Genomic DNA, 19,758 nt, shown 5'->3' with positions numbered 1-19,758 from the left:
GCCGTCGGCCGGGTCAGAGCCAGGTCGCGCTGACGCGCAGGAACAGGTCCGTCGCCTCGGGCTCGCCGACGCTCACGCGCAGCCCCTCGCCCGCGAACGGGCGCACGACCGCGCCCGCGGCGCGCGCCTCCTCGGCACGCTGCACCGTGCGCTCCCCGAGGTCGAACCACACGAAGTTCGCCTGCGACTCGGGCAGCTCCCAGCCCTGGTCGCGCAGGCCCTCGACGAGCCGCGCGCGGTCCGCGACGAGGTGCTCCACGCGGGCGAGCAGCTCGTCGCGCGCGCCGAGGGACGCGAGCGCGGCGCGCTGGGCGACGTGCGAGACGCCGAACGGTGTCGAGACGGCGCGGATGCCTGCCGCGAGCCGCGGGCGCGCGACCGCGTAGCCCACCCGCAGCCCCGCGAGCCCGTACGCCTTGGAGAAGGTCCGCAGCAGCACGACGTTCGGGTGCTGCGCGTAGACGGCGAGACCGTCGGGCGCCTGCGGGTCCCGGACGAACTCGAGGTACGCCTCGTCGAGCACGACGAGCACGTGCGACGGGACCGCCGCCAGGAACGCGTCGAGCTCGTCGCGGTGCACGGCCGGCCCCGTCGGGTTGTTCGGGGTGCAGACCATGACGACGCGGGTGCGCTCGGTGACCGCCGCGGCCATGGCGGGCAGGTCGAGCCGGCCGAGCGCCGCCCCGGTCTGCAGCGGCACCTGGACGGACGTGCCGCCCGCGACGGCGACCGCGATCGGGTAGGCCTCGAACGAGCGCCACGGGTAGACGACCTCGTCGCCCGGCTCGACGACCGTCTGCAGGACGTGCGCCAGCACCGCGACCGACCCGTTGCCCACGACGACCTCGGCCGGCGTCACGCCGAGGTCGCCCGCGAGCGCCTCGACAAGCTCGGTCGCGTACATGTCGGGGTAGCGGTTGACGTCGGCGGCGGCGTCCGCGATCGCGGCGACCACGGAGGGCAGCGGCGGGTACGGGTTCTCGTTCGACGACAGCTTGAACGCGGCCGCGCCGGGGGCGACGCGGGCGCCGGGGACGTAGGCCGGGAGGGCGGCGACGGCGGGACGCAGGGGGACGCGGGGTTCGTGGGCCACGGTCCTCGATCATGCCACCGCGCGCCGGGCGGGCGTGACCCCGCCCGGCGCGCGGCCGTCAGCCGCAGCCGAGCGCGTCGTACGCGACGTCGGCCGTGGAGGACCGGCCGTCGCCCGAGGCGGAGACCTCGGCGCTGCCCGCGCCCACGGACGTCGCCCGGACGGCGAACGCGTGGTACGCCGAGGCCCCGGGCTCGACGCCCGCGACGGTCCGCTCGCCGAACGGCGTGGTCAGCGTGACGTCGACCGGCACCGCGTCGTCGTTGGTGGCCCGGACCGCGAGGTAGACCTTCCCGCCGAGGCAGCGGGCCTGGACCGCCGTGGAGACGGCGAGGTCGTCGTCGGCCGCCGCCGTGAGGGCGACGACGCCGCGCACGGCCAGGGTGGCGCGCACGACGCTCGCCGCCGCGTCGGCGTCGCCGACCTGGGTCTCGCCGAGCGTCTGCGCCTCCTGGACGAAGCCGTCGGCCGCCGCCCAGGCGCCCGCGTCGGCGGCGTCGAGCGCCTGCCGCATGCGGTCCTGGATCCGCTCGCCGACGGCGGCCTCGATCGTGCCCGCGGCGACCCGGTCGCCCACGAGCTCGACCACGTCGGTGTACCAGGACGGGTCGGCCGCGACGTCGGCGATCACGTGGCCGGCCTCGACCGCGGCGCGCGTCGCGGCGACGACCTCGTCGGCGTACGCCTGCGGGTCGGGGTACCAGGCCGCGAGCGTGGCGTCGTCGACGGGCGTGGAGCCGCCGTCGAGGAAGCAGAACCCGGGCCCGGCGTTGAGGCCGGAGTTGATGCGCGTCGGCACGTCCTGCTGCGCGAGGCGGATGCCACCGAGCCCGAGGCCGAGCTCGTCGCGCACGACCTCGCGCGGCTCGTCGTCGGTCAGCGCGATCGGCGCCGCCGACGGCGGGGCCGTGCCGTCGGCCACCCAGGCCGCGACGTGGTCGTACACCGCGCCCTGGACCATGTGCTGCGGCACGCGCGAGCCGGAGGGCTGCTCGCACGTCTGCGGCGTGCCCGGGTAGCCGCCGGGCGCGGAGCCGACGTCGCGGATCCGCAGGCGCCCGTAGTCGGTGATGAGCTTCCAGTCGCCGTGCGACGCTCCCGCGACCTCCCACGTGCGCAGCACGTCGGTGTCGGGCTGGCGCTGCCCGGCCCCGAGGAGGTCGATCGCGACGTCCGTCTCGCTGTTGATCTTGAACACCGGGGTGTCGAGGTCGTCGCGGACGACCCCGCCGCCGCCGTGGAGGACCACCGCGTCGACCACGCCCGCGAGCGAATCGACCGAGTTCACGTACGACCACAGGCGGCCCGCCGACTGCGAGTGCCCGGTCGCGACGACGCGCTCCGCCTCGAGCGGCCCGAGGGGCGCGGTGCCGGCCGGGTCGCGCACCGCCTCGACGGCCTGGCTGAACACGTCCCACGACAGGGTGTCGTCGGTGACGGTGCCGCCGTCGGTGAGGTCGAGCGAGCCGTAGCGCTCCGGGCTCCACGCGCGCAGGCCGGTCGCGGAGTGCACGCCCGCGCGCTGCGCGGAGACGCCGACCCACGCGTAGCCCTCGCGCACGAGGTGCTCGTGGGTCTGGAACCAGTCGACCTCCTGGTCCCACTGGTTCGAGACGTTGTACCACTCGGCGATCACGGTGCCGTTGAACGCGGCGGGGTCGACGGGACGGCGGACGACGATGCGCGTGCGGTAGTCGTGGCCCGTGCTGAGGACCGTGGCGTCCGTGACGCCGTCCGCCTGGTACCGGGTCGCCTCGCCCTCGAGGAAGAACTCCTCCTCGACGTACCCGTGCCCGGCGAGGTCGTAGTCGGTCGTGAGGAACGGGTAGCCGTGCGCGGGATCGCCCGGTGCCGTCGTCGCGGGGACCGGGCCGACCACCTCGGGGTCGGGGACCGCGGCCTGGGCGGGCGTCGCGGCCCGGGCGGGCACAGCCGTCCCGGCCAGGAGCAGCGCGCCGGTCACGGCGAGGGCGAGCGTGCGACGGACGGGGGGTTCGACCATGGGTGGACTCCTTCGTCGGGACCCGACCACGCCGTCGGGACGCTCAGCAGCCTAGGGTCGCCCTCCCTCCTTTGTCGACAGGTGCACGGGTTCTGCCGTGCGCTCGCCAGAAGTGCTCCACGACGTGCTGCGACGGCTGTCGCGCCGCCTCGTGGAGCGGTCGACCGGGTGGCAGGATGCCCGGTATGAGCTTCGTCGTCCGCGTCCTCGTCACCGGCCTCGCCATCTGGCTCACGAGCCTGTTCATCGACGACCACTTCCAGGTCGTCGGCTCCGACTCCCCCGGCGGGAGACTCGTCATCATCCTCGTCGTCGCGCTGCTCTACTCGCTCGTCAACGCGGTCGTGAAGCCGATCGTGCAGGTGCTGTCGATCCCGCTCTACATCCTCACGCTCGGCCTGTTCTCGCTCGTCGTCAACGCGCTCATGCTCATGCTCACGGCGTGGATCACCGAGCAGACCGACTGGGGCATCCGGATCGTCGGCGGCTTCTGGTGGGCGCTGCTCGCGGCGCTCATCATCGCCGTCATCAACTTCCTCGTCTCGGCCGTCGTGCCCAAGCGCGACCGCTGACGCGGCGGCTCCGCGGCTCACCGCACGGGCTCGGCCGTGCCGCCGTCGGGCCCCGGCGCCACGACCGTGCTCCCGCCGGGCCGGGCGGCCGTGCCGACGAGGTCGTCGACGTCGGGCACGCCGGGCAGGCCGGGCGGCCCGAGGTCCGAGACGCGGTCGGCGACCGCCTCGGGGTCGAGCTCGAGCGTGCCGCGGTAGTACCGCGTGTCCACGCGCCGCCCGTCGAGCGAGCGCTCGATCTCCTCGAGGTGCGTCCCGAGGCCGGGGTGCCCGATCGCCTCGGCGTCCGCGAGCGTCCCCACGTGGAACTCGACGCCGTGCGGGACGGCGCCCGGGTCGCTCTCGCCGCCGACGACGTGGTCGCGCGTCACGGTGACCTGGTTGGCCGCGCCGGGGTTGGGCCGGCCGTCGAGGCTCGACACGCCTTCCTGCCGGTTCTCGACGTGCGTCCCCAGCACGGACGGCGGCAGCGGCAGCCCGCCGACGGGTGCGCCGGCGGTCACGACGTGCGTCACCCGGTACTGCGGCACGCTGCCCGCGGCTGCTCCCCCGCTCCCGGATCCTCCGCTCCCCGGTCCCCCGCCACCGCCTGCCGTCGAGCCCGCCACCGCGGATCCCGCGGTCGCCAGCGCGACGGCGGCGGCGACCATGCCGCCCTGGCTGTGCCCGACGAGCACCACCTCGTCCTCGGCGCTCACCCCGGCGTCCTCGAGCGCGGCCAGCACGAGGACGGCGCTGTCGGCCGCCGCGGCCGCCTCCGCCGCCTGGGCCTCCTCCGCCGACATGAGGTCGTAGTTCGACGTCATGGAGAACGGCGTCCCCCACCGGCCGAGCTGCGTACCCGGGATCGTCACGACCCAGGTGGCCTGCCCGTCGTCGCGCACGATCTTCTCGAGCGCGATCGTCGAGTGCGGCACCGGGTTGTCCTCGCCCTCGGTGCCGTAGACGACGTCGATCCGGCGCAGCAGGTCCTGCGCGTCGCGCGGCGGAGGCATGAGCGCCGGGTCGGGCGAGCGCTCCGGCCCGAGCCGCTCGACCCGGATCCCGTCGCGGAAGAGGCCGCGCCAGCTCTCGGACAGCCGGCGCAGGACGGCCGCCGCGTTCGCCACGGTCGGCGCCTCGAACAGGTCCCGCTCGGGGTCGAGGAACCCGAGCAGCGCGCCGGTGGACGCGATCGCCCGCTCGTGCATCTCGCCGCCCCCGGTGATGATGCGCTCCCACCGGAACCCGTCACCCGCGAGCAGCCCGCCGAGGAAGGCGGCCTCGCCCACGAGGACGGCGGCCAGGAGACCGACGACGGGGACGTCGGCGACCGTGCCGAGGACCTGGGCGGCCGCCGACTCGGCCGCCGCGTACGTCCCCGACGCCTTCGCCGTCCGCAGGACGACGTCGTCGAGCAGCGCCTCGAGATCCGCGAGCGCCGCGTCGAGCGCGTCGACGGCCTCGAGTGCGGCCGCGTGCTCGCGCGCGGTGGACGCCGGGTCCGGGAAGCTCCCCGTGAGCGAGCTCGTTCCGTACGTCCCGCCGCCCAGCGGCCCCGTGCCCGCCCACCGTGCGCCCCCGACGCGCTGGCGGGCGGTGCGGCAGGCGGCTCGCCCCTCGGCGACGAGGTCGGCCGCCGACCGCAGCGCACCGGCCTGGGCGAGGATCGTCTCCGTGTCGACGGCGGTCACGGTGCCGCCCGTGATCGTCACCGTCCCCGTCGGGTCCGGTGCGTGGCTCACCAGGCCCGCTCCCCCGTGACGACGGTCCGCTGCCACTCCGCGTCGAGGGCGCGCAGGTAGCGGTCGGCGGCGGCGATCGCCTCGTCCACGAGACGTCCGGCGGAGATCGCCCGGGCGACCGCGTCGTCGAGGAGGCGGTGGTAGCCGTCCGCGGCCGGCCCGGCCCAGTCGAGCGTCCGGGCGCCGTCGACCCGCCACCGGGCGGAGCCGACGGCCTCCGCGACCGTGCGCAGCGACGGGGACGGGTCGGCCAGCGACCCGACCGGGGAGACGTAGCACGCGGGCGGCGCGCCGTGCGAGGAGCTCATGCGGGCACGCTAGGGACGTCGCACGGACCGGAGGCGGGACCGCGCGGACTGCTGTGGACGGGACCGTCCGGACGCGCGACTGTGCACGCCCGGTCGTCCGCTCACCGCCGTCCCGCCGCGTCCTGCGCCGTCGCCCCGTCCGTCCGGCGACCGGCTCCGGGGCACCGCAGGTGCGCGTGGGAGAATCGGGGCCGTGCCCGAGAACTCCGCCGCCCACAGCCCTGCCCGCGCGAGCCTCGCCGAGGTCACGCCGCCCATCGCGCTCGGCCCGCTCGACGGCCGCTACCGGGGCGCCGTCGCCCCGCTCGTGGACCACCTCAGCGAGGCCGCGCTCAACCGCGAGCGGATCCACGTCGAGGTCGAGTGGCTCATCACGCTGTGCAACGGCGTGCCGGGCGTCGTCGACGCCCCGGTGGTGCCGGGCGCACCCGCGCTCTCCGAGGCGGAGGTCGCCTACCTGCGCCGCATCCCCGCGTCGTTCGGCGCCGACGAGATCGCGGAGCTCGCCGCGATCGAGCGCGAGACGGTGCACGACGTCAAGGCCGTCGAGTACTTCGTCAAGCGCCGCCTCGCGACGGCGCCCGAGGCGCTCGGCGCGGACACGGTGCTCCCCGGCGTGGGCGAGCTCGTGCACTTCGCGTGCACGAGCGAGGACGTCAACAACCTGTCGTACGCGCTCATGGTGCGCGGCGCCGTCGAGCAGGTGTGGCTGCCCGCCGCGACGGCGCTCGCCGACCAGCTCGCGGACATGGCCCGGGAGCACGCGGCCGTGCCGCTGCTCAGCCGCACGCACGGCCAGCCCGCGACGCCGACGACGCTCGGGAAGGAGCTCGCGGTCCTCGCCCACCGGCTCCGCCGCCAGCTCCGCCGGATCGGCGCAGCCGAGTACCTCGGGAAGCTCAACGGCGCGACGGGCACGTACGGCGCGCACACCGTGGCCGTCCCGGGCGTCGACTGGCCGGCGGTCTCGCAGCACGTCGTCGAGGGCCTCGGGCTCACCTGGAACCCGCTGACCACGCAGATCGAGTCGCACGACTGGCAGGCCGAGCTCTACGCCGACGTCGCGCGGTTCAACCGCGTGCTGCACAACCTCGCCACCGACGTGTGGACGTACATCTCGCTCGGCTTCTTCACGCAGATCCCCGTGCCGGGCGCGACGGGCTCCTCGACCATGCCGCACAAGGTCAACCCGATCCGCTTCGAGAACGCCGAGGCGAACCTCGAGATCTCGAGCGCGCTGCTCGACACGCTCGGCGCCACGCTGGTCACGTCGCGCCTGCAGCGCGACCTCACCGACTCGACGACGCAGCGCAACATCGGCCCCGCGTTCGGCCACTCGCTCCTCGCGATCGACAACGTGCGCCGCGGTCTCGCCGCGCTCGCCGCGAACGCCGATCTCATGGCACGCGACCTCGACGAGAACTGGGAGGTGCTCGGCGAGCCGATCCAGTCCGCGATGCGCGCCGCCTCCGTCGCGGGCGTGCCCGGCATGGAGAACCCCTACGAGCGGCTCAAGGACCTCACGCGCGGCCAGCGTGTCGACGCCGCCCGTCTGCGCGAGTTCGTCGCCGGCCTCGGCCTGCCCGACGACGTCGCCCAGCGCCTGTCGGACCTCACGCCCGCGACCTACACCGGCCTCGCCGAGCGTCTCGTGGCGGACCACTTGGCCTGACCGCCGGGCTGCCGACCGACCGGCCCTGCCGAACACGGGATCAGCCACCGGAGTCACTCGAATCCGGTGGCTGATCCCGTTCTCGGCGGTGGCCGACCGCGTGGTCGACGGCAAGCGGCCGGGCGGGCCCACGGGGTGCCCGAGGGCGCGGTGTCAGACGGCGGTCGGCTCGCCGGGGCGCGGTTCGCGCGCGTCCGCGACCCCGCCCGTGGCGGCGAGCAGGGCGCGGTGCGAGGCCCGGGCGTCCTGCAGCTCGTCGAGCCGGTTGACCACCCACCGCATGGCCGCCGTCGCGGCGAGCGAGAACCCGAGCAGCGCGAGGAAGTCTCCGAGGTGGACGGGCTCTATCCGGAGGCCTTCCGACCAGAAGAACGGATCGCGGCCGATGAACAGTGCGGTGGCGACTCCGGTGAGCGCGGGGATCGACTGCCGCGTGCGATCCCACAGGAGCAAGGCAGCGAGCACGACGAACGTGGGGCGGAGCAGGCCTTGGAGCGTCAAGGAGACGTTTCCCACGAGGATCGATCTCGCCCAGAGGCTGTCACCGGTCGGCGCGGCGAGAGCGTGGAGGCTGACCGCGACGGCGGCCGAGCACAGCGTCACGGTGACGGCCCGCAGCGTCATCACACGCACGTCCAGGCGCGCGCGGTCAGCGACGACGAGCGCGAAGGCGGCGAGAGCGACGACCCAGCCTGCGCTCACGTACGCCAGGTACACCCGCTCGGCGGAGACGAGGCCCCCGACCGCGACGGCTCCGGCGATCGTCGCGAGGACGGCGAGCACCGCCCCCGTCCTCGAGAGCCCGACGGCGAGCGCACCGACGCAGAGACCCCACACGAGCCACGCGGGGGCGAGCGGGACTGAGATCAAGACGTCGATCCCGATCCGGAACGGTTCGCCGGCGATCCCTAGGGACTCGTGACGACTCTCGCTGCCGAGTAACGCCATGGTGGCGGACAGCTCACGCGCGGCCTGGACCGCGAGCACCAGCATGAGCACGACGAGCAGCAGCGCGCTCCCGTCGCGGCGCTGCCGCGCCGTCGAGCCGAGCGGGGCGAACAGCCACTCGCGGGCCGCGGCACGGAGCAGGTCCCACCGCTCGGCCCGCGACGGGCGTGTCTGGCCGGGCACGGCGCCGTCGAGCAGGTGGCCGAGCATCTCCGCCTCGTGGTCACGCCGGTACGTGTACGGGAAGAGCCGCAGGAGCCGCTGGTAGTCGCGGACCAGGACCGGCGCCACGGGGAGCTCCACATCCTTGGGGGCCGTCGCGACGTCGTCCACGGCACCGGCGCCGCCGTCGACGCCGCTCATGCCGGGACCGCCCCGCCGTCGAGCCGACCCGGCGCGACGTCCGTCCCGCCCCGCCGCGGGCGCGACGCGAGGCGTTCGAGTGCCCGCCGCGCCTGGGCCTCGGCGCGCTCGGCCTCGGCGGCCAGCCGGCTGCCCCCCTCGGCGGTGAGCCGGTAGTAGCGGCGCAGGCGTGAGTCGACGACCTCCTCGCGGTCGACCTCGACGAGGCCCGCCGCGACGAGGCGGTCGATCGCGCCGTAGAGCGTGCCGGCCCGGAGCGTGATGCGCCCGTCCGAGCTCGCCTCGACGTCCTGTGCGATCCCGTACCCGTGCAGCGGCTCGCGCGCGAGCGCCGAGAGGATGAGGAACGCCGGTTCCTGGAGCGGTCTGGATGCCATGCCGACGACCATACCCTCGCCACGAACCTATGAACACCGACACGCCGGCGTGGCCGACAGGTCGTCCGCGCGTGCGACCGCGGTGCTCCTCCGGCACGCTCGTCCCATGAACGGCAGTCGGGTCCGCGCGCGGCGAGCCACAGCAGCGGTCGCGGCGGCGCTCGTGCTCGTGGCCTGCACCGGATCCGGCGAGGAGGCGCAGCCCGACCCGTCGGAGTCGACGCCGCCCGCGGTGCACACGTTCCGCTCGACCGGCCTCGTCGCGCCGGTGCTGCCCGTCACGCAGGGGCCTGCCGCGGCGTCGGACACCGGCGACGCGCTGTACTTCCTCGGGCCCAAGCGCAGCGAGGCGCCGAAGAAGGGCCCGCTGATCGTCGACGCCCAGGGCGAGCCCGTGTGGATCGCGCCCGAGGACACGGCCGCGTACGACGTGCGCGTCCAGGAGCTCGGCGGCGAGCAGGTCATCACCTACTACGTCGGGCAGTCGGACTTCGTCGGGCACGGCTTCGGCGACATCGTCGTGCTCGACTCGTCGTACCACGAGGTTGCGCGCGTCACCACGGGCGGCGACATCGAGCCCGGCAACGCCGACATGCACGACGCGGTGATCACGCCCGAGGGGACGATGCTGATCCTCGCCTACGTCGCGGAGCCGACGGACCTCACGCCCGTCGGCGGCGACGAGGACGGCTGGGCGTGGGAGAACGTCGTGCAGGAGGTCGACGTCGAGTCCGGCGAGGTGCTGTTCGAGTGGCGCGCGTCGGACCACGTCGAGATGACCGACACGAAGACGAGCCCCAACGCCGTCGAGGACGACCCGAAGGGCTCGGAGGAGGACCCGTTCGACTGGTTCCACGTCAACAGCGCGACCCTCACCCCCGACGGCGACATCGTCCTCTCCGCGCGCAACACGCACGCCGTCTACCGGGTCGACCGCGAGACCGGCGAGGTGGAGTGGGTGCTCGGCGGGACGTCGAGCGACTTCGACATGGAGGGCCCCGACGACGGCACGGGCGCGCAGTTCGCGTGGCAGCACGACGCGCAGCTGCACGAGGACGACACGCTCACCCTGTTCGACAACCAGGGCGACCCACCGGTCGGCGAGCGGTCGCGCGGCCTGCGCCTCGCGCTCGACACGGACGCGATGACCGCGTCCGTGCTCCAGGAGTGGCTCCCGACCGACCCGACGATGGTCGCGGGCAGCCAGGGGAACCTGCAGGTGCTCGACAACGGCAACGTGGTCATCGGCTGGGGCGACGCGCAGCTCACGAGCGAGTACACCGCCGACGGCACGCTCGTGCGCGAGTTCCCGCTCGAGGCCGGCGAGTCGTACCGCGCCTACCGCTTCGACGACTGGGTGGGCGTGCCGAGCGACCCGCCGCTCGTCGTCATCGACGGCGGCACCGCGTACGCGAGCTGGAACGGCGCGACGGAGGTCGCCACGTGGCGCCTCGTCGCCGGCTCCACCGAGGCCGACGCCGCGCCGGTCGTCGAGGTGCCGCGCGACGGGTTCGAGACGGCGCTCGCGCCCGTCCCCGAGGACGCCGCGTACGTCGCGGTGGAGGCGCTCGCCGCGGACGGCACGGTGCTGGGGACCGGCGTCGCCGAGTGAGCCCTGGTGCGACGGCGGCGGCGGACGTACCGTCGGCGACGTGAGCACGACGCCGCGTCCACGCTCCGACGGGTACCTGGCCGCGACCCTGCCGGTCCTGGACCTCGCCGTGTTGTCGGTGCGCGCCGTGCAGGACGCCGCCGCGCGCGCCGGCGGGTTCGCGCCCGGCCCCGCGCCCGATCCCGAGCGCGTCGCTGCGGCGTTCACGAGCGACCGCCTGCTGCGCCTCGACGGCGCACCGGTCGACGGATTCGCCCCGATGTCGGGCTTCTTCCGTGCCGCGGACGGCTGGCTGCGCACGCACGCGAACTACCCCCACCACCGCGCACGGCTCCTGCGCCTGCTCGGCCTGCCCGACGACGCCACGCGCGACGACCTCGCCGAACGGCTCGCGGAGCGGCCCGTCCAGGAGGTCGAGGACGAGGCCGCCGAAGCCGGGGCGATCGCCGTGCGGGTGCGCACCGAGGACGAGTGGCACGCGTCTCCGGGCCGCGGCGCCGGCTCGGCCGAGCCCGTGCGGACCCGCGCCCGCGACGACAAGGCGCGCGCCCGCCCGCTCGCCCGCGGGCGCCGGCCGCTCGACGGCGTGCGCGTCCTCGACCTCACCCGTGTCATCGCGGGACCGGTCGCGACGCGCGCCCTCGCCCTGCTCGGTGCCGACGTGCTGCGCGTCGACCCGCCGCACCTGCCGGAGATCGGCTGGCAGCACCTCGACTCGGGGCAGGGCAAGCGGTCCACGCTCCTCGACCTGCGCGACAGCGCCGACCTCGCGCGGGCGCAGGAGCTGCTCGACACGGCCGACGTGCTCGTCACCGGGTACCGCCCGGGCGCGGTCGAGCACCTCGGGCTCCGCCCGCCCCGGGGAGCCGTCCGCGCCCGGGTGGCCGCCTGGGACGACGGCCCGTGGGAGGGGCGCCGCGGTTTCGACTCGATCGTCCAGGCCGCGAGCGGCATCGCGCTCGTCGAGGGCTCGCGCGACGGCACCGACGGACCGCCGCGTTCCGCGACGCCGGGCGCGCTGCCCGCCCAGGCGCTCGACCACGCGACCGGGTACCTCGTCGCGGCGGCCGTCGTCGATGCCCTCGCAGAGCGGGCCACGGACGGGCGCGGGCGCGACGTCGAGGGCGTGCTCGCCCGCACCGCGACCGCCCTCCTCGCCGCGCCCGGCCGCGACCCCGCGCACGCGGCGCCGACGCCGCCCGGGCCGGGCTGCGTCGTCGGGCACGAGATCGCCGTGGAGGGGCGCACGACCGTGGTGACGACCGCGCGCCCCGCGCTCGACCGCCTCGGCGACGAGCGCGTCGACGACCACCCCGCGCCCGCGCACGCCTGGGGATCGGACGCCGCGGCATGGTCACGCTGACCGGTCCCGCCACGCCCGTGCCCGCCGAGGTGGCCGTCCACCTGCGCCGGGCGCGCGACCACGCCGACGCGCACTTCACCGAGCCGCTCACGCTCGCCGACCTCGCCGCCGTCGCCGGCTACTCGCCGCACCACTTCGCCCGCGCGTTCTCCCGGGCGTTCGGCACGAGCCCGATCGCCTACCTCGCGACCCGGCGCGTCGAGCGCGCGAAGGACCTGCTGCGGTCCGCGAACCTCACCGTCACCGAGGTCTGCCACGCCGTCGGGTTCACGAGCCTCGGCACGTTCTCGGCACGCTTCACCGCGATCGTCGGGGTCACGCCGACGGCGTACCGGGCCGAGCACGTGCGACGCGGCGGCCCGCCGCCCGTGCCCGGCTGCTTCGCGCTCGCGTGGGGTCGGCCGCAACCCGCCGCCCCTCCTGCCGCCGCTCCCGGTGACCGGACGACGCCCGCCCCCACGCCCTCCGACGCGACCGCACGATCGGAGAAGCCGCAGCACGGCACGGCGCCGTAGCGTCGGGAGCGAGGCGGCCGACCGGACCGCCGACGCCGTGCGGCCCACGCCGCGGAAGGAGCGAGACGATGCTCACCCTGTCCCACACGACCGTGTACGTGCTCGACCAGGACTCCGCGAAGGACTTCTACACGAACGTCCTCGGCTTCGAGCTGCGCGACGACGTCTCGATGGGCGCCGAGCTCGAGGGTGCCGGCGCGGGCTTCCGGTGGCTCACCGTCGGGCCGAAGGACGACCCGACGCGCACCATCGTCCTGTCCGACTGCGCGATGGGCCGCGACCCGGAGTCCGCCGAGCAGCTGCGCTCGCTCGTCGCCCGCGGGACGCTCGGCGCCGGGGTCCTGGAGACCGACGACTGCGAGGCGACCTACCGCGAGCTCAGCGCCAAGGGCGTGACGTTCCGCCAGCCCCCGGCGCGGCGCCCGTACGGCATCGAGGCCGTGCTCGTCGACGACTCGGGGAACTGGTTCAGCCTCACCGAGCGGGTCGCGCCGCCCCAGGACTGACGGGGCGCCGCCACGGCCGACCCTCGGCGTGACCGTCAGATGTGGTCGAGGCGCCGCAGGATCGCGCCCTCGCGCAGCGCCCACGGGCAGATCTCGAGCTCGTCGACGCCGAGGGCGCGCATCGTCTCCACCGCGACGACGCCGCCCGCGACGATCTGGAACGTGCGCTCGGGCGTGACGCCCGGGAGCGCCGTCCGCCCCTCCGCGGTGAGACGCGCGAGGCGCGGCACCCAGTCGGCGAGCTGCGAGCGCCGCATGCGCCACCGCTCGTCCGGCCCGACGACCTCGTGCTGCATGCCCGCGAGGCGCGCGAGCGAACGGAACGTCTTCGACGTGGCGACGACGTGGTCGGGCCGCGGCAGGCGCCCGAAGGCCTCGGCCGTGGGCGCGAGGGTCGTGCGCACGTGCTCGCGCAGCGCCTCGACGTCCGCGGGGTCGGGCGGGTCGCCCGGGAGGAACGCCATCGTCATCCGTCCGGCGCCGAGCGGCACGGACGCGGCGAGGTCCGGCTCCTCGTCGACGCCGGACGCGATCTCGAGCGAGCCGCCGCCGATGTCGAGGACGAGCAGCCGGCCCGCCGCCCAGCCGTGCCAGCGACGGGCGGCGAGGAACGTCAGGCGCGCCTCGTCCTCGCCCGAGAGCACCTGGACCGGGCAGCCGACGCGCTCGGCGATCGCGGCGAGCACGTCGGGGCCGTTCGTGGCCTCACGCAGCGCGGACGTCGCCATGGGCAGCATCTCGTCGACGGCCGACTCGCGCGCGAGGACCATCGCCGCGTCGACCGCGTCGAGCATCGCCGCGACCCCCTCGGCCGACAGGGAGCCGTCGGGCTGCAGGTACCGCATGATCCGCACCACCGTGCGCGCGCCCGCCGCCTGCACGGGCCGCGCGCCGTAGGCGGCGTCGACGACCGCGAGGTGGACGGTGTTCGAGCCGATGTCCAGCACGCCGAGACGTCGCGTGCCGTTGCCGTTCGCCGAGGTCACGACGAGCGAGGCTACCGGCTCGCCCGGCCCGGCGCCGGTGCGCCGCCCGGGGCGCACGCGGACGCGGCGAGGGCCGCCGTCCGGCACCCGGAGGTGCCCGACGACGGCCCTCGGCCGGTCAGGAGGCGCGGCTCAGCCGCAGGTCGCCCCCGCGTGCTCGGCCTCGACGACCCCGGACGTGCCGTCCTCGCCCGTGACGGTGACGGTGACCGTGCCCGCCGCCACGGACGCCGTCCGCGTGCTGAACGCGTGGTACGCGTTCTTCCCCGGTGCGACGTCGGCGTGCTCGCGCGTGCCGAAGGGCGTCTCGATCCGCACGTCGACCGGCACGTCGGCCGTGCTCGCGGCGCGGACCGCGACGTACGCCGTGCCGCCCAGGCACCGCGCCTGGGCCGTGACCTCGACGGGCGCCGGGGCCGCGTCCGCGGAGACGCTCGGGATGCGGTCCTCGGGCGCGGTGCCCCAGGTCAGGCCCTCGCTGGTGTCCGACAGGTCGAACACGAGCTCCCCGCCGTCCTGGACCGCGGAGACGTCCATCCACGCCGCGGTGTGCTCCGCGCCGTCGAGCGTGGCGCCCGCGACGTAGCTCGGGAGCTTCTCGCGCGCGCCGTCGGCCTCGATGCGGAACGTCGTGCCGGCGTCGGTCGTGATCGTCGCGGACTGCACCTTGGGCGCGTTGAGCGCGAGGATCCCGGACCCGGGCATGACCGGCTCGAACCCGAGCGAGGCCATGACGTACCAGGCCGCGAGCGTGCCCAGGTCGTCGTTGCCGACGCCGCCGCCCGGGGTGTCCGGGAAGCGGTTGAGGTTCGCGGCGAGGACGTCGTTCGTCTTCCACGGCTGGCCCACGAAGCCGTAGAGCCACGGGTTCATGATCGTCGGCTCGTTGCCGGGGTTGTAGCGGATCGTCGTGTAGTACGCGCTGCCGCCGCGGGCCCACGACTCCGGCGAGACCCCAAGCTGCGCCTGGAGCGCCGGCTGGTCGAAGTAGTAGTCCAGGCGCTCGACGAAGCCGTCCTCGCCGCCCATGACCTCCTGCAGGCCGGTGACGTCCTGCGGCACCATCCACTGGTACTGCCACGGCACGCCCTCGTGGAAGCCGGAGCGCGTGACGTCCGTCAGCTCGGGCAGCGTCACGAACGACCCGTCGGGACGGCGCGCGTTGACCATGCCCTGGAAGCCGCCCGACAGCTCGACGTCGGGGTTCCACAGGGTCCGCCAGTTGCGGCCCTGGGCGAGGAAGCGCTCGGCGTCGTCCTCCTTGCCGAGGCGGTCCGCCGCGGCGCCGAGGCTCGCGTCGGCGAGCGCGAGCTCGAGCGTCGCGGACCCGCCGTGGCGGTACTCCTCGAACTGGGAGCCGAGGCCGCCCTCGACCTCCGGGTAGAACGGCACGTGGCCGTGCTCGGCGTAGAACTCCGTGCTGCGGCGGCCGACCGGCGCGACGCCCTGCGGAGGGGTCGTCGTAGCGTTCTCGACGAGGTAGCCCCACAGCTCGTCGGCGATGTCGTCCGGGACGGTGCCGAGCGCGAAGTTCTCCGCGAGCCACGGCGTGACCGGGTCGCCCGCCATGATGTTCGTCTCGAGCGCCCCGAGCGACCAGCGCGGGAGCCAGCCGCCCTCGACGCGGTGCTGGTACATCGAGCGCACGATGTCCTCGGCGCGCTCGGGCAGGAGCAGGGCGTGGAACGTCGCCTGCGTGCGGTACGTGTCCCACAGGGAGAACGTCTGGTAGTAGTCCCAGCCGTCAGCCTGGTGCACCTCGAGGTCCGTGCCGCGGTAGCGGCCGTCGACGTCGCTGCCGATCGTCGGCGACAGCAGGGTCTTGTAGAGCTGGGTGTAGAACACGCGGCGCTGCTCGGGCGACGCCTCGACGTCGACCCGGCCGAGCTCGGTGTTCCACGCCTCGCGCGCCTGCTCGCGCACGTCGTCGAAGGCGACCTGCTCGCCGTCGACGACGGCCTCGGCCTCGCGGTTCGCGCGGGCGCCGGCGACGTCGACGAAGCTCACGCCGACGCTGACCTCGACGTCCTGGTCCGCGATCGTGTCGAAGACGGCGACCGCACCGTTGTTCCCCGACGCCACCTCGCTCGCCGTCGACCCGGGCACGAACGCGCCGTCGGTGCCCCACGTGCCGACCGACGCCGCAGGCCGGTCGAACGTCGCGGAGAAGAAGTAGCGCTGCTTGTCCGGCGTGCCGCCGCAGAAGCCGCCGTTGTCGACCCAGCCCTCGAGGGTGCGGTCGTCGACCCACGTCACGGAGCTCGCGCCCGCGTCGCGCAGCGTCTGCCCCACGTTGAACGACAGGTGCGACGTGGCCGAGGCCGGGAACGTGTAGCGGTGCATGCCCACGCGCGTCGTCGCGGTGAGCTCGGCGTGCACGTCGTTGGCGAGCGTCACCTCGTAGAAGCCGGCCGAGGCGTGCTCGGTGCTCGCCTGGTCCTTGATCTCGAGGAACGAGCGCGTCGTGCGCGGCGTCGCGGTCGTGTCCGGCGTGACGAGGAGCTCGCCGGCGGCGGGGCAGCCCGCGCTGTTGATGTGGCGGTGGCTGAAGCCCCACACGCGTCCCGCCTCCACGCTGTACGACGTCGAGGCGTAGCTGTTCGTGTTGTCCGGGCTGAGCTGCACCATGCCGAAGGGCGTCGTGGCCCCCGGGTACGCGTTGCCCTCGTCCTCGGTGCCGACGAACGGGTTGACCTCGAGGGAGAGGTCGGCCGGCGCGTCGGCGGACGGGGCCGCGGGGGCCGTCGCCCCCGGTGGTGACGCGCTCGCCGGCAGGCCTCCGGCGGCGAGCGCGACTCCGAGCAGCGTGGCGGTCAGAGCGGTGGGAAGGGTTCGCATTCCTCGTCCTCGTCGACAGCGATGGGCATGGGTCGGCCCGTGGTCGCGGTCAGGATTGCACGACGTGACTGCGCTGTCACGTCCCCGGCGCGCCTGCACCCGGGCGTACCCCGGGCGTACCCCAAGCGTTCCCCGGGGCGTGCCGCACGAGGACCGCGAGGCCCCGACGAGCAGCCTCAGCGGATGCCGGCGTCGGCCTCCGCGATCATCGCCTCGGCGTCCGCCACGACCGCGCGCTCGGCGGTCCGCGACTCCTCGACCGCCGCGGCCCGTGCCGCCACGATGGCCTTGTGCAGGTCGGCGTGCACGCGGCGGCGCACGCCGCGGGCGAGCTCCTCGACCTCGTCGTCGGTCGGGTCGTCGCCCTCCGCGCGGCGCAGCGCGACGACGTCGTCCACCTCGGCGCGGATGCGTCGCTCCGCGTCGGCGAGCAGCGCGACGACGGCCGCGTCGGCCGCCCGGCCGAGGCGCGTCTCCTCGAACTCGCGCGCCGCCTCGTCGACGATCGCGCGCGCGTGCGCCACCAGGTCCGACGCGATGGACGGCGAGTGCGCCGCGAGCGTCGCGAGGTCGTAGAGGAGCACGCCCTCGACGTCGGCGACGTGCGGGTCGACGTCGCGGTGCAGCGCGAGGTCGAGGACGACCATCGGGCGGGCCTCCTCCGGCTCGTCCCCGGCCACGACCGCGGCGCGCTCGCGCGCCCGGACCACCGACGCGGCGTCGAGCACGTGCTCGATCGCCTGCTCGCGGCGCACACCGGTGCCCGCGGCGACGGCGCGCCCTCGGGCGCCGCTGCACGACACGACGAGGTCGGCGTCCTCGAGCGCCCCGACGAGGTCGGTCACGGCCTCGGCGCCGCGCGCCGCCGCGAACTCCTCGGCGCGGCCCGACTGGGAGTAGACGCGCACGTCGTCGCAGCCGAGGGCACGCAGCGCGGCGAGGCTCGCGCCGGCGTACGAGCCGGTGCCGATGAGCACGGCGCGGACCTGGTGCCACGGCGGGAGCTCGGCGGAGGCGAGGTCGAGGCCGAGCGCGACCACGGACCGCCCGGCGCCGCCGAGCGTCGTGCCGGTGCTGACGCGCTTGGACGTACGCGACGCCGTCTGGAACAGCAGCTCGAGCGTCGAGGACGTCAGGCCGTCGGCGTGCGCGGTCTCGAGCGCCCGCTTGACCTGCCCGGCGATCTCGCGCTCCCCCACGACCATCGAGTCCAGCCCGGACGCGACGGAGAACAGGTGCTCGGCGACCTCGCCGCCGGCGCGCGCCCGGAACGACCGCGCAGCGTCCTCGGGCGCGACGCCCGACGCCTCGGCGACGAGCCGGGCGACGTGCTCGGTGGCGTGCCGCACGCCGGGGCCGTCGAGCGGGGCTTCGACGTCGAGGTACAGCTCGAAGCGGTTGCACGTCGCGAGGACGACCGCACCCGTGATGACGTCGCAGGCCGCGACCGCCGAGCCGCCGATCGAGTGGGCCCCCGTCGAGAGACGTTCGAGGGCGTCGAGGTCGAGCTCGTGGTGGCTGGCCGTCAGGGAGAGAAGAGCCACAGTGCTTCGATTTAACCATCGGCGCGCGCGAGGGGCAGAATTGTGAATCGTGAATTTCCCCTCACTTGCGCCCTCGCACCCGCTCGCGGACGGTCGCACGACGAAATCTCCGCTCGTGCGCGCGCTGCGCGCCGGGACGACCGGGGAAAGGCCGGAAATCACACCCGTGTGGTTCATGCGCCAGGCCGGGCGGTCGCTGCCCGAGTACCGGGCCGCGCGCGAGGGCGTCAGCATGCTCGACTCGTGCCTGCGCCCCGACCTGGCGTCGGAGATCACGCTCCAGCCCGTGCGGCGCCACGGCGTCGACGCGGGCATCTTCTTCTCGGACATCGTCGTCCCGCTGCGCCTCGCCGGCGTCGAGGTCGACATCGCCCCGGGCGTCGGGCCGGTCATGGGCCAGGCGTACCGCACGCACGACGACGTCGCGCGCCTCGTCGAGGCGGAGATCACGCCCGAGGCGCTCGCGCCGATCACCGAGGCGGTCGGCCTGACGGTCGACGCCCTGGGCATCACGCCGCTCATCGGCTTCGCCGGCGCCCCGTTCACGCTCGCGGCCTACCTGGTCGAGGGCCGGCCGTCGCGCGACCACCTCGCGGCGCGCGCCCTCCTGCGCGGCGACCCGGAGACGTGGCAGCGCCTCGTCGACTGGGCGGCCGACCTCACCGGCACCTTCCTGCGGGCGCAGGTCCTCGCGGGCGCGAGCGCGGCCCAGCTCTTCGACTCGTGGGCGGGCTCGCTCTCGCTCGCGGACTACGCCGCCGGCGCCGCGGGAGCGTCGACCCGCGCGCTCTCGCACGTCGCCGATCTCGGCGTGCCCGTCGTCCACTTCGGCACCGGCACGGGCCACCTGCTCCCGGCCATGCGCGACGCCGTCCTCGCCGCCGGCGTGCGCGACGTCGCCGTGGGCGTGGACTACCGCACGCCGCTCGACGAGGCCGAGGCCACGCTCGCGGCCACCCCGACCGTCCTCGGCTCGGGCCCCGCCCCGAGCGTCGCGGCGCACGGGACCGCGGCGGCGCGGACGTCCGTCCCGCTCCAGGGCAACGTCGACCCGGCGCTGCTCGCCGCCCCGTGGCCCGTGCTCGAGGCCCACGTGCGCGACGTGCTGCGGCGCGGCGCCACCGCCCCGGGTCACGTGCTCAACCTCGGCCACGGCGTGCCGCCCGACACGGACCCGACGGTGCTCACGCGCGTGGTCGAGCTCGTGCATGCGGTGGGTGCCGTGAGCCCGGACGGTCCCGTCTCCCTCGACCGCACGGCGGACGGCGCGCGATGAGCACCGCGCCGGCGGCGCCCGGCTCCCCCGACCCGGCCGCGCCGCGCGGCGGGGTCGAG

General features: G+C 75.3%; 16 protein-coding genes. 7 read left to right on the top strand and 9 right to left on the bottom strand.

The genetic code is table 11. The annotated features are described in order from the left end of the window. Positions 1-13 precede the first annotated feature (13 nt). Together hisC and JZ5iCDA_RS05370 are read right to left on the bottom strand one after the other, a co-directional pair. Complete coding sequence (gene hisC, locus JZ5iCDA_RS05375) at positions 14-1,093, bottom strand: histidinol-phosphate transaminase (protein WP_069386222.1); 1,080 nt, start codon at positions 1,091-1,093, stop codon at positions 14-16. A gap of 58 nt (positions 1,094-1,151) precedes the next feature. Then, positions 1,152-3,095, bottom strand: a complete 1,944-nt coding sequence (locus JZ5iCDA_RS05370) for an alpha/beta hydrolase domain-containing protein (RefSeq protein ID WP_069386221.1) — start codon at positions 3,093-3,095, stop codon at positions 1,152-1,154. Between the two features lie 185 nt (positions 3,096-3,280). Between JZ5iCDA_RS05370 and JZ5iCDA_RS05365 the strand changes: the two genes are divergently transcribed. Further along, the gene (locus JZ5iCDA_RS05365) at positions 3,281-3,667 is read left to right on the top strand and encodes a phage holin family protein (protein ID WP_069386220.1); all 387 of its coding nucleotides are present in this window, start codon (positions 3,281-3,283) and stop codon (positions 3,665-3,667) included. Positions 3,668-3,684: 17 nt separating this feature from the next. Here JZ5iCDA_RS05365 and JZ5iCDA_RS05360 read toward each other — a convergent pair whose 3' ends face one another. Continuing rightward, on the bottom strand, positions 3,685-5,391 hold the full coding sequence (locus JZ5iCDA_RS05360; RefSeq protein ID WP_069386219.1) for a hypothetical protein: 1,707 nt from the start codon (positions 5,389-5,391) through the stop codon (positions 3,685-3,687). Then, on the bottom strand, positions 5,388-5,699 hold the full coding sequence (locus JZ5iCDA_RS05355) for a hypothetical protein (RefSeq protein ID WP_069386218.1): 312 nt from the start codon (positions 5,697-5,699) through the stop codon (positions 5,388-5,390). The genes JZ5iCDA_RS05360 and JZ5iCDA_RS05355 overlap by 4 nt, the downstream gene beginning before the upstream one ends. Before the next feature lie 193 nt (positions 5,700-5,892). Here JZ5iCDA_RS05355 and purB point away from each other — a divergent pair, with 193 nt between their 5' ends. Then, complete coding sequence (gene purB, locus JZ5iCDA_RS05350) at positions 5,893-7,371, top strand: adenylosuccinate lyase (RefSeq protein WP_069386217.1); 1,479 nt, start codon at positions 5,893-5,895, stop codon at positions 7,369-7,371. A 153-nt stretch (positions 7,372-7,524) separates the two neighbouring features. Here the strand turns inward: purB and JZ5iCDA_RS05345 are convergent, their stop codons facing one another. Continuing rightward, a complete protein-coding gene (locus tag JZ5iCDA_RS05345) occupies positions 7,525-8,682 on the bottom strand; it encodes a hypothetical protein (RefSeq protein ID WP_069386216.1) in 1,158 nt (385 codons plus the stop codon). Beyond that, entirely contained in the window at positions 8,679-9,059 is a 381-nt protein-coding gene (locus tag JZ5iCDA_RS05340; RefSeq protein ID WP_069386229.1) for a PadR family transcriptional regulator, read from the bottom strand. Before JZ5iCDA_RS05340 ends, JZ5iCDA_RS05345 begins: the two co-directional genes overlap by 4 nt. A 106-nt stretch (positions 9,060-9,165) precedes the next feature. Between JZ5iCDA_RS05340 and JZ5iCDA_RS05335 the strand changes: the two genes are divergently transcribed. The 4 genes from JZ5iCDA_RS05335 (at position 9,166) to JZ5iCDA_RS05320 (ending at position 13,055) form a co-directional block, all read left to right on the top strand. Then, positions 9,166-10,671 (top strand): arylsulfotransferase family protein, encoded by a 1,506-nt coding sequence (locus tag JZ5iCDA_RS05335; RefSeq protein ID WP_139122967.1) that lies wholly within the window; start codon positions 9,166-9,168, stop codon positions 10,669-10,671. 40 nt (positions 10,672-10,711) lie between these two features. Beyond that, positions 10,712-12,034, top strand: a complete 1,323-nt coding sequence (locus JZ5iCDA_RS05330) for a CoA transferase (RefSeq protein WP_069386214.1) — start codon at positions 10,712-10,714, stop codon at positions 12,032-12,034. Then, positions 12,022-12,549: a helix-turn-helix transcriptional regulator gene (locus tag JZ5iCDA_RS05325; protein WP_069386213.1), complete on the top strand. Its 528-nt coding sequence runs from the start codon at positions 12,022-12,024 to the stop codon at positions 12,547-12,549. Before JZ5iCDA_RS05330 ends, JZ5iCDA_RS05325 begins: the two co-directional genes overlap by 13 nt. Before the next feature lie 68 nt (positions 12,550-12,617). Further along, a complete protein-coding gene (locus tag JZ5iCDA_RS05320; protein ID WP_069386212.1) occupies positions 12,618-13,055 on the top strand; it encodes a VOC family protein in 438 nt (145 codons plus the stop codon). Between the two features lie 35 nt (positions 13,056-13,090). On the opposite strand, the gene JZ5iCDA_RS05315 is transcribed toward JZ5iCDA_RS05320, so the two are convergent. The 3 genes from JZ5iCDA_RS05315 to JZ5iCDA_RS05305 form a co-directional block, all read right to left on the bottom strand. Then, positions 13,091-14,041: a Ppx/GppA phosphatase family protein gene (locus tag JZ5iCDA_RS05315; protein ID WP_069386228.1), complete on the bottom strand. Its 951-nt coding sequence runs from the start codon at positions 14,039-14,041 to the stop codon at positions 13,091-13,093. Between the two features lie 132 nt (positions 14,042-14,173). Beyond that, a complete protein-coding gene (locus JZ5iCDA_RS05310) occupies positions 14,174-16,879 on the bottom strand; it encodes a GH92 family glycosyl hydrolase (RefSeq protein WP_069386211.1) in 2,706 nt (901 codons plus the stop codon). Positions 16,880-17,055: 176 nt separating this feature from the next. Next, on the bottom strand, positions 17,056-18,423 hold the full coding sequence (locus tag JZ5iCDA_RS05305; RefSeq protein ID WP_069386210.1) for a glutamyl-tRNA reductase: 1,368 nt from the start codon (positions 18,421-18,423) through the stop codon (positions 17,056-17,058). A 46-nt stretch (positions 18,424-18,469) separates the two neighbouring features. On the opposite strand from JZ5iCDA_RS05305, the gene JZ5iCDA_RS05300 reads away from it, so the two are divergent. Continuing rightward, complete coding sequence (locus JZ5iCDA_RS05300; protein ID WP_139122966.1) at positions 18,470-19,699, top strand: uroporphyrinogen decarboxylase; 1,230 nt, start codon at positions 18,470-18,472, stop codon at positions 19,697-19,699. Positions 19,700-19,758: the final 59 nt, after the last annotated feature.

This window comes from Cellulosimicrobium cellulans (assembly GCF_001722485.1).
GTDB lineage: Bacteria > Actinomycetota > Actinomycetes > Actinomycetales > Cellulomonadaceae > Cellulosimicrobium > Cellulosimicrobium cellulans_A.
This window is presented reverse-complemented; position numbering and strand designations above follow the sequence as displayed.

Excerpts from the sequence above, each read along its gene's own strand:
- JZ5iCDA_RS05320 (WP_069386212.1), top strand. The coding sequence starts at position 12,618 with ATGCTCACCCTGTCCCACACGACCGTGTACGTGCTCGACCAGGACTCC.
- JZ5iCDA_RS05365 (WP_069386220.1), top strand. The coding sequence starts at position 3,281 with ATGAGCTTCGTCGTCCGCGTCCTCGTCACCGGCCTCGCCATCTGGCTC.
- JZ5iCDA_RS05340 (WP_069386229.1), bottom strand. The coding sequence starts at position 9,059 with ATGGCATCCAGACCGCTCCAGGAACCGGCGTTCCTCATCCTCTCGGCG.
- JZ5iCDA_RS05335 (WP_139122967.1), top strand. The coding sequence starts at position 9,166 with ATGAACGGCAGTCGGGTCCGCGCGCGGCGAGCCACAGCAGCGGTCGCG.
- JZ5iCDA_RS05310 (WP_069386211.1), bottom strand. The coding sequence starts at position 16,879 with ATGCGAACCCTTCCCACCGCTCTGACCGCCACGCTGCTCGGAGTCGCG.
- JZ5iCDA_RS05370 (WP_069386221.1), bottom strand. The coding sequence starts at position 3,095 with ATGGTCGAACCCCCCGTCCGTCGCACGCTCGCCCTCGCCGTGACCGGC.
- JZ5iCDA_RS05355 (WP_069386218.1), bottom strand. The coding sequence starts at position 5,699 with ATGAGCTCCTCGCACGGCGCGCCGCCCGCGTGCTACGTCTCCCCGGTC.
- JZ5iCDA_RS05345 (WP_069386216.1), bottom strand. The coding sequence starts at position 8,682 with ATGAGCGGCGTCGACGGCGGCGCCGGTGCCGTGGACGACGTCGCGACG.
- JZ5iCDA_RS05325 (WP_069386213.1), top strand. The coding sequence starts at position 12,022 with ATGGTCACGCTGACCGGTCCCGCCACGCCCGTGCCCGCCGAGGTGGCC.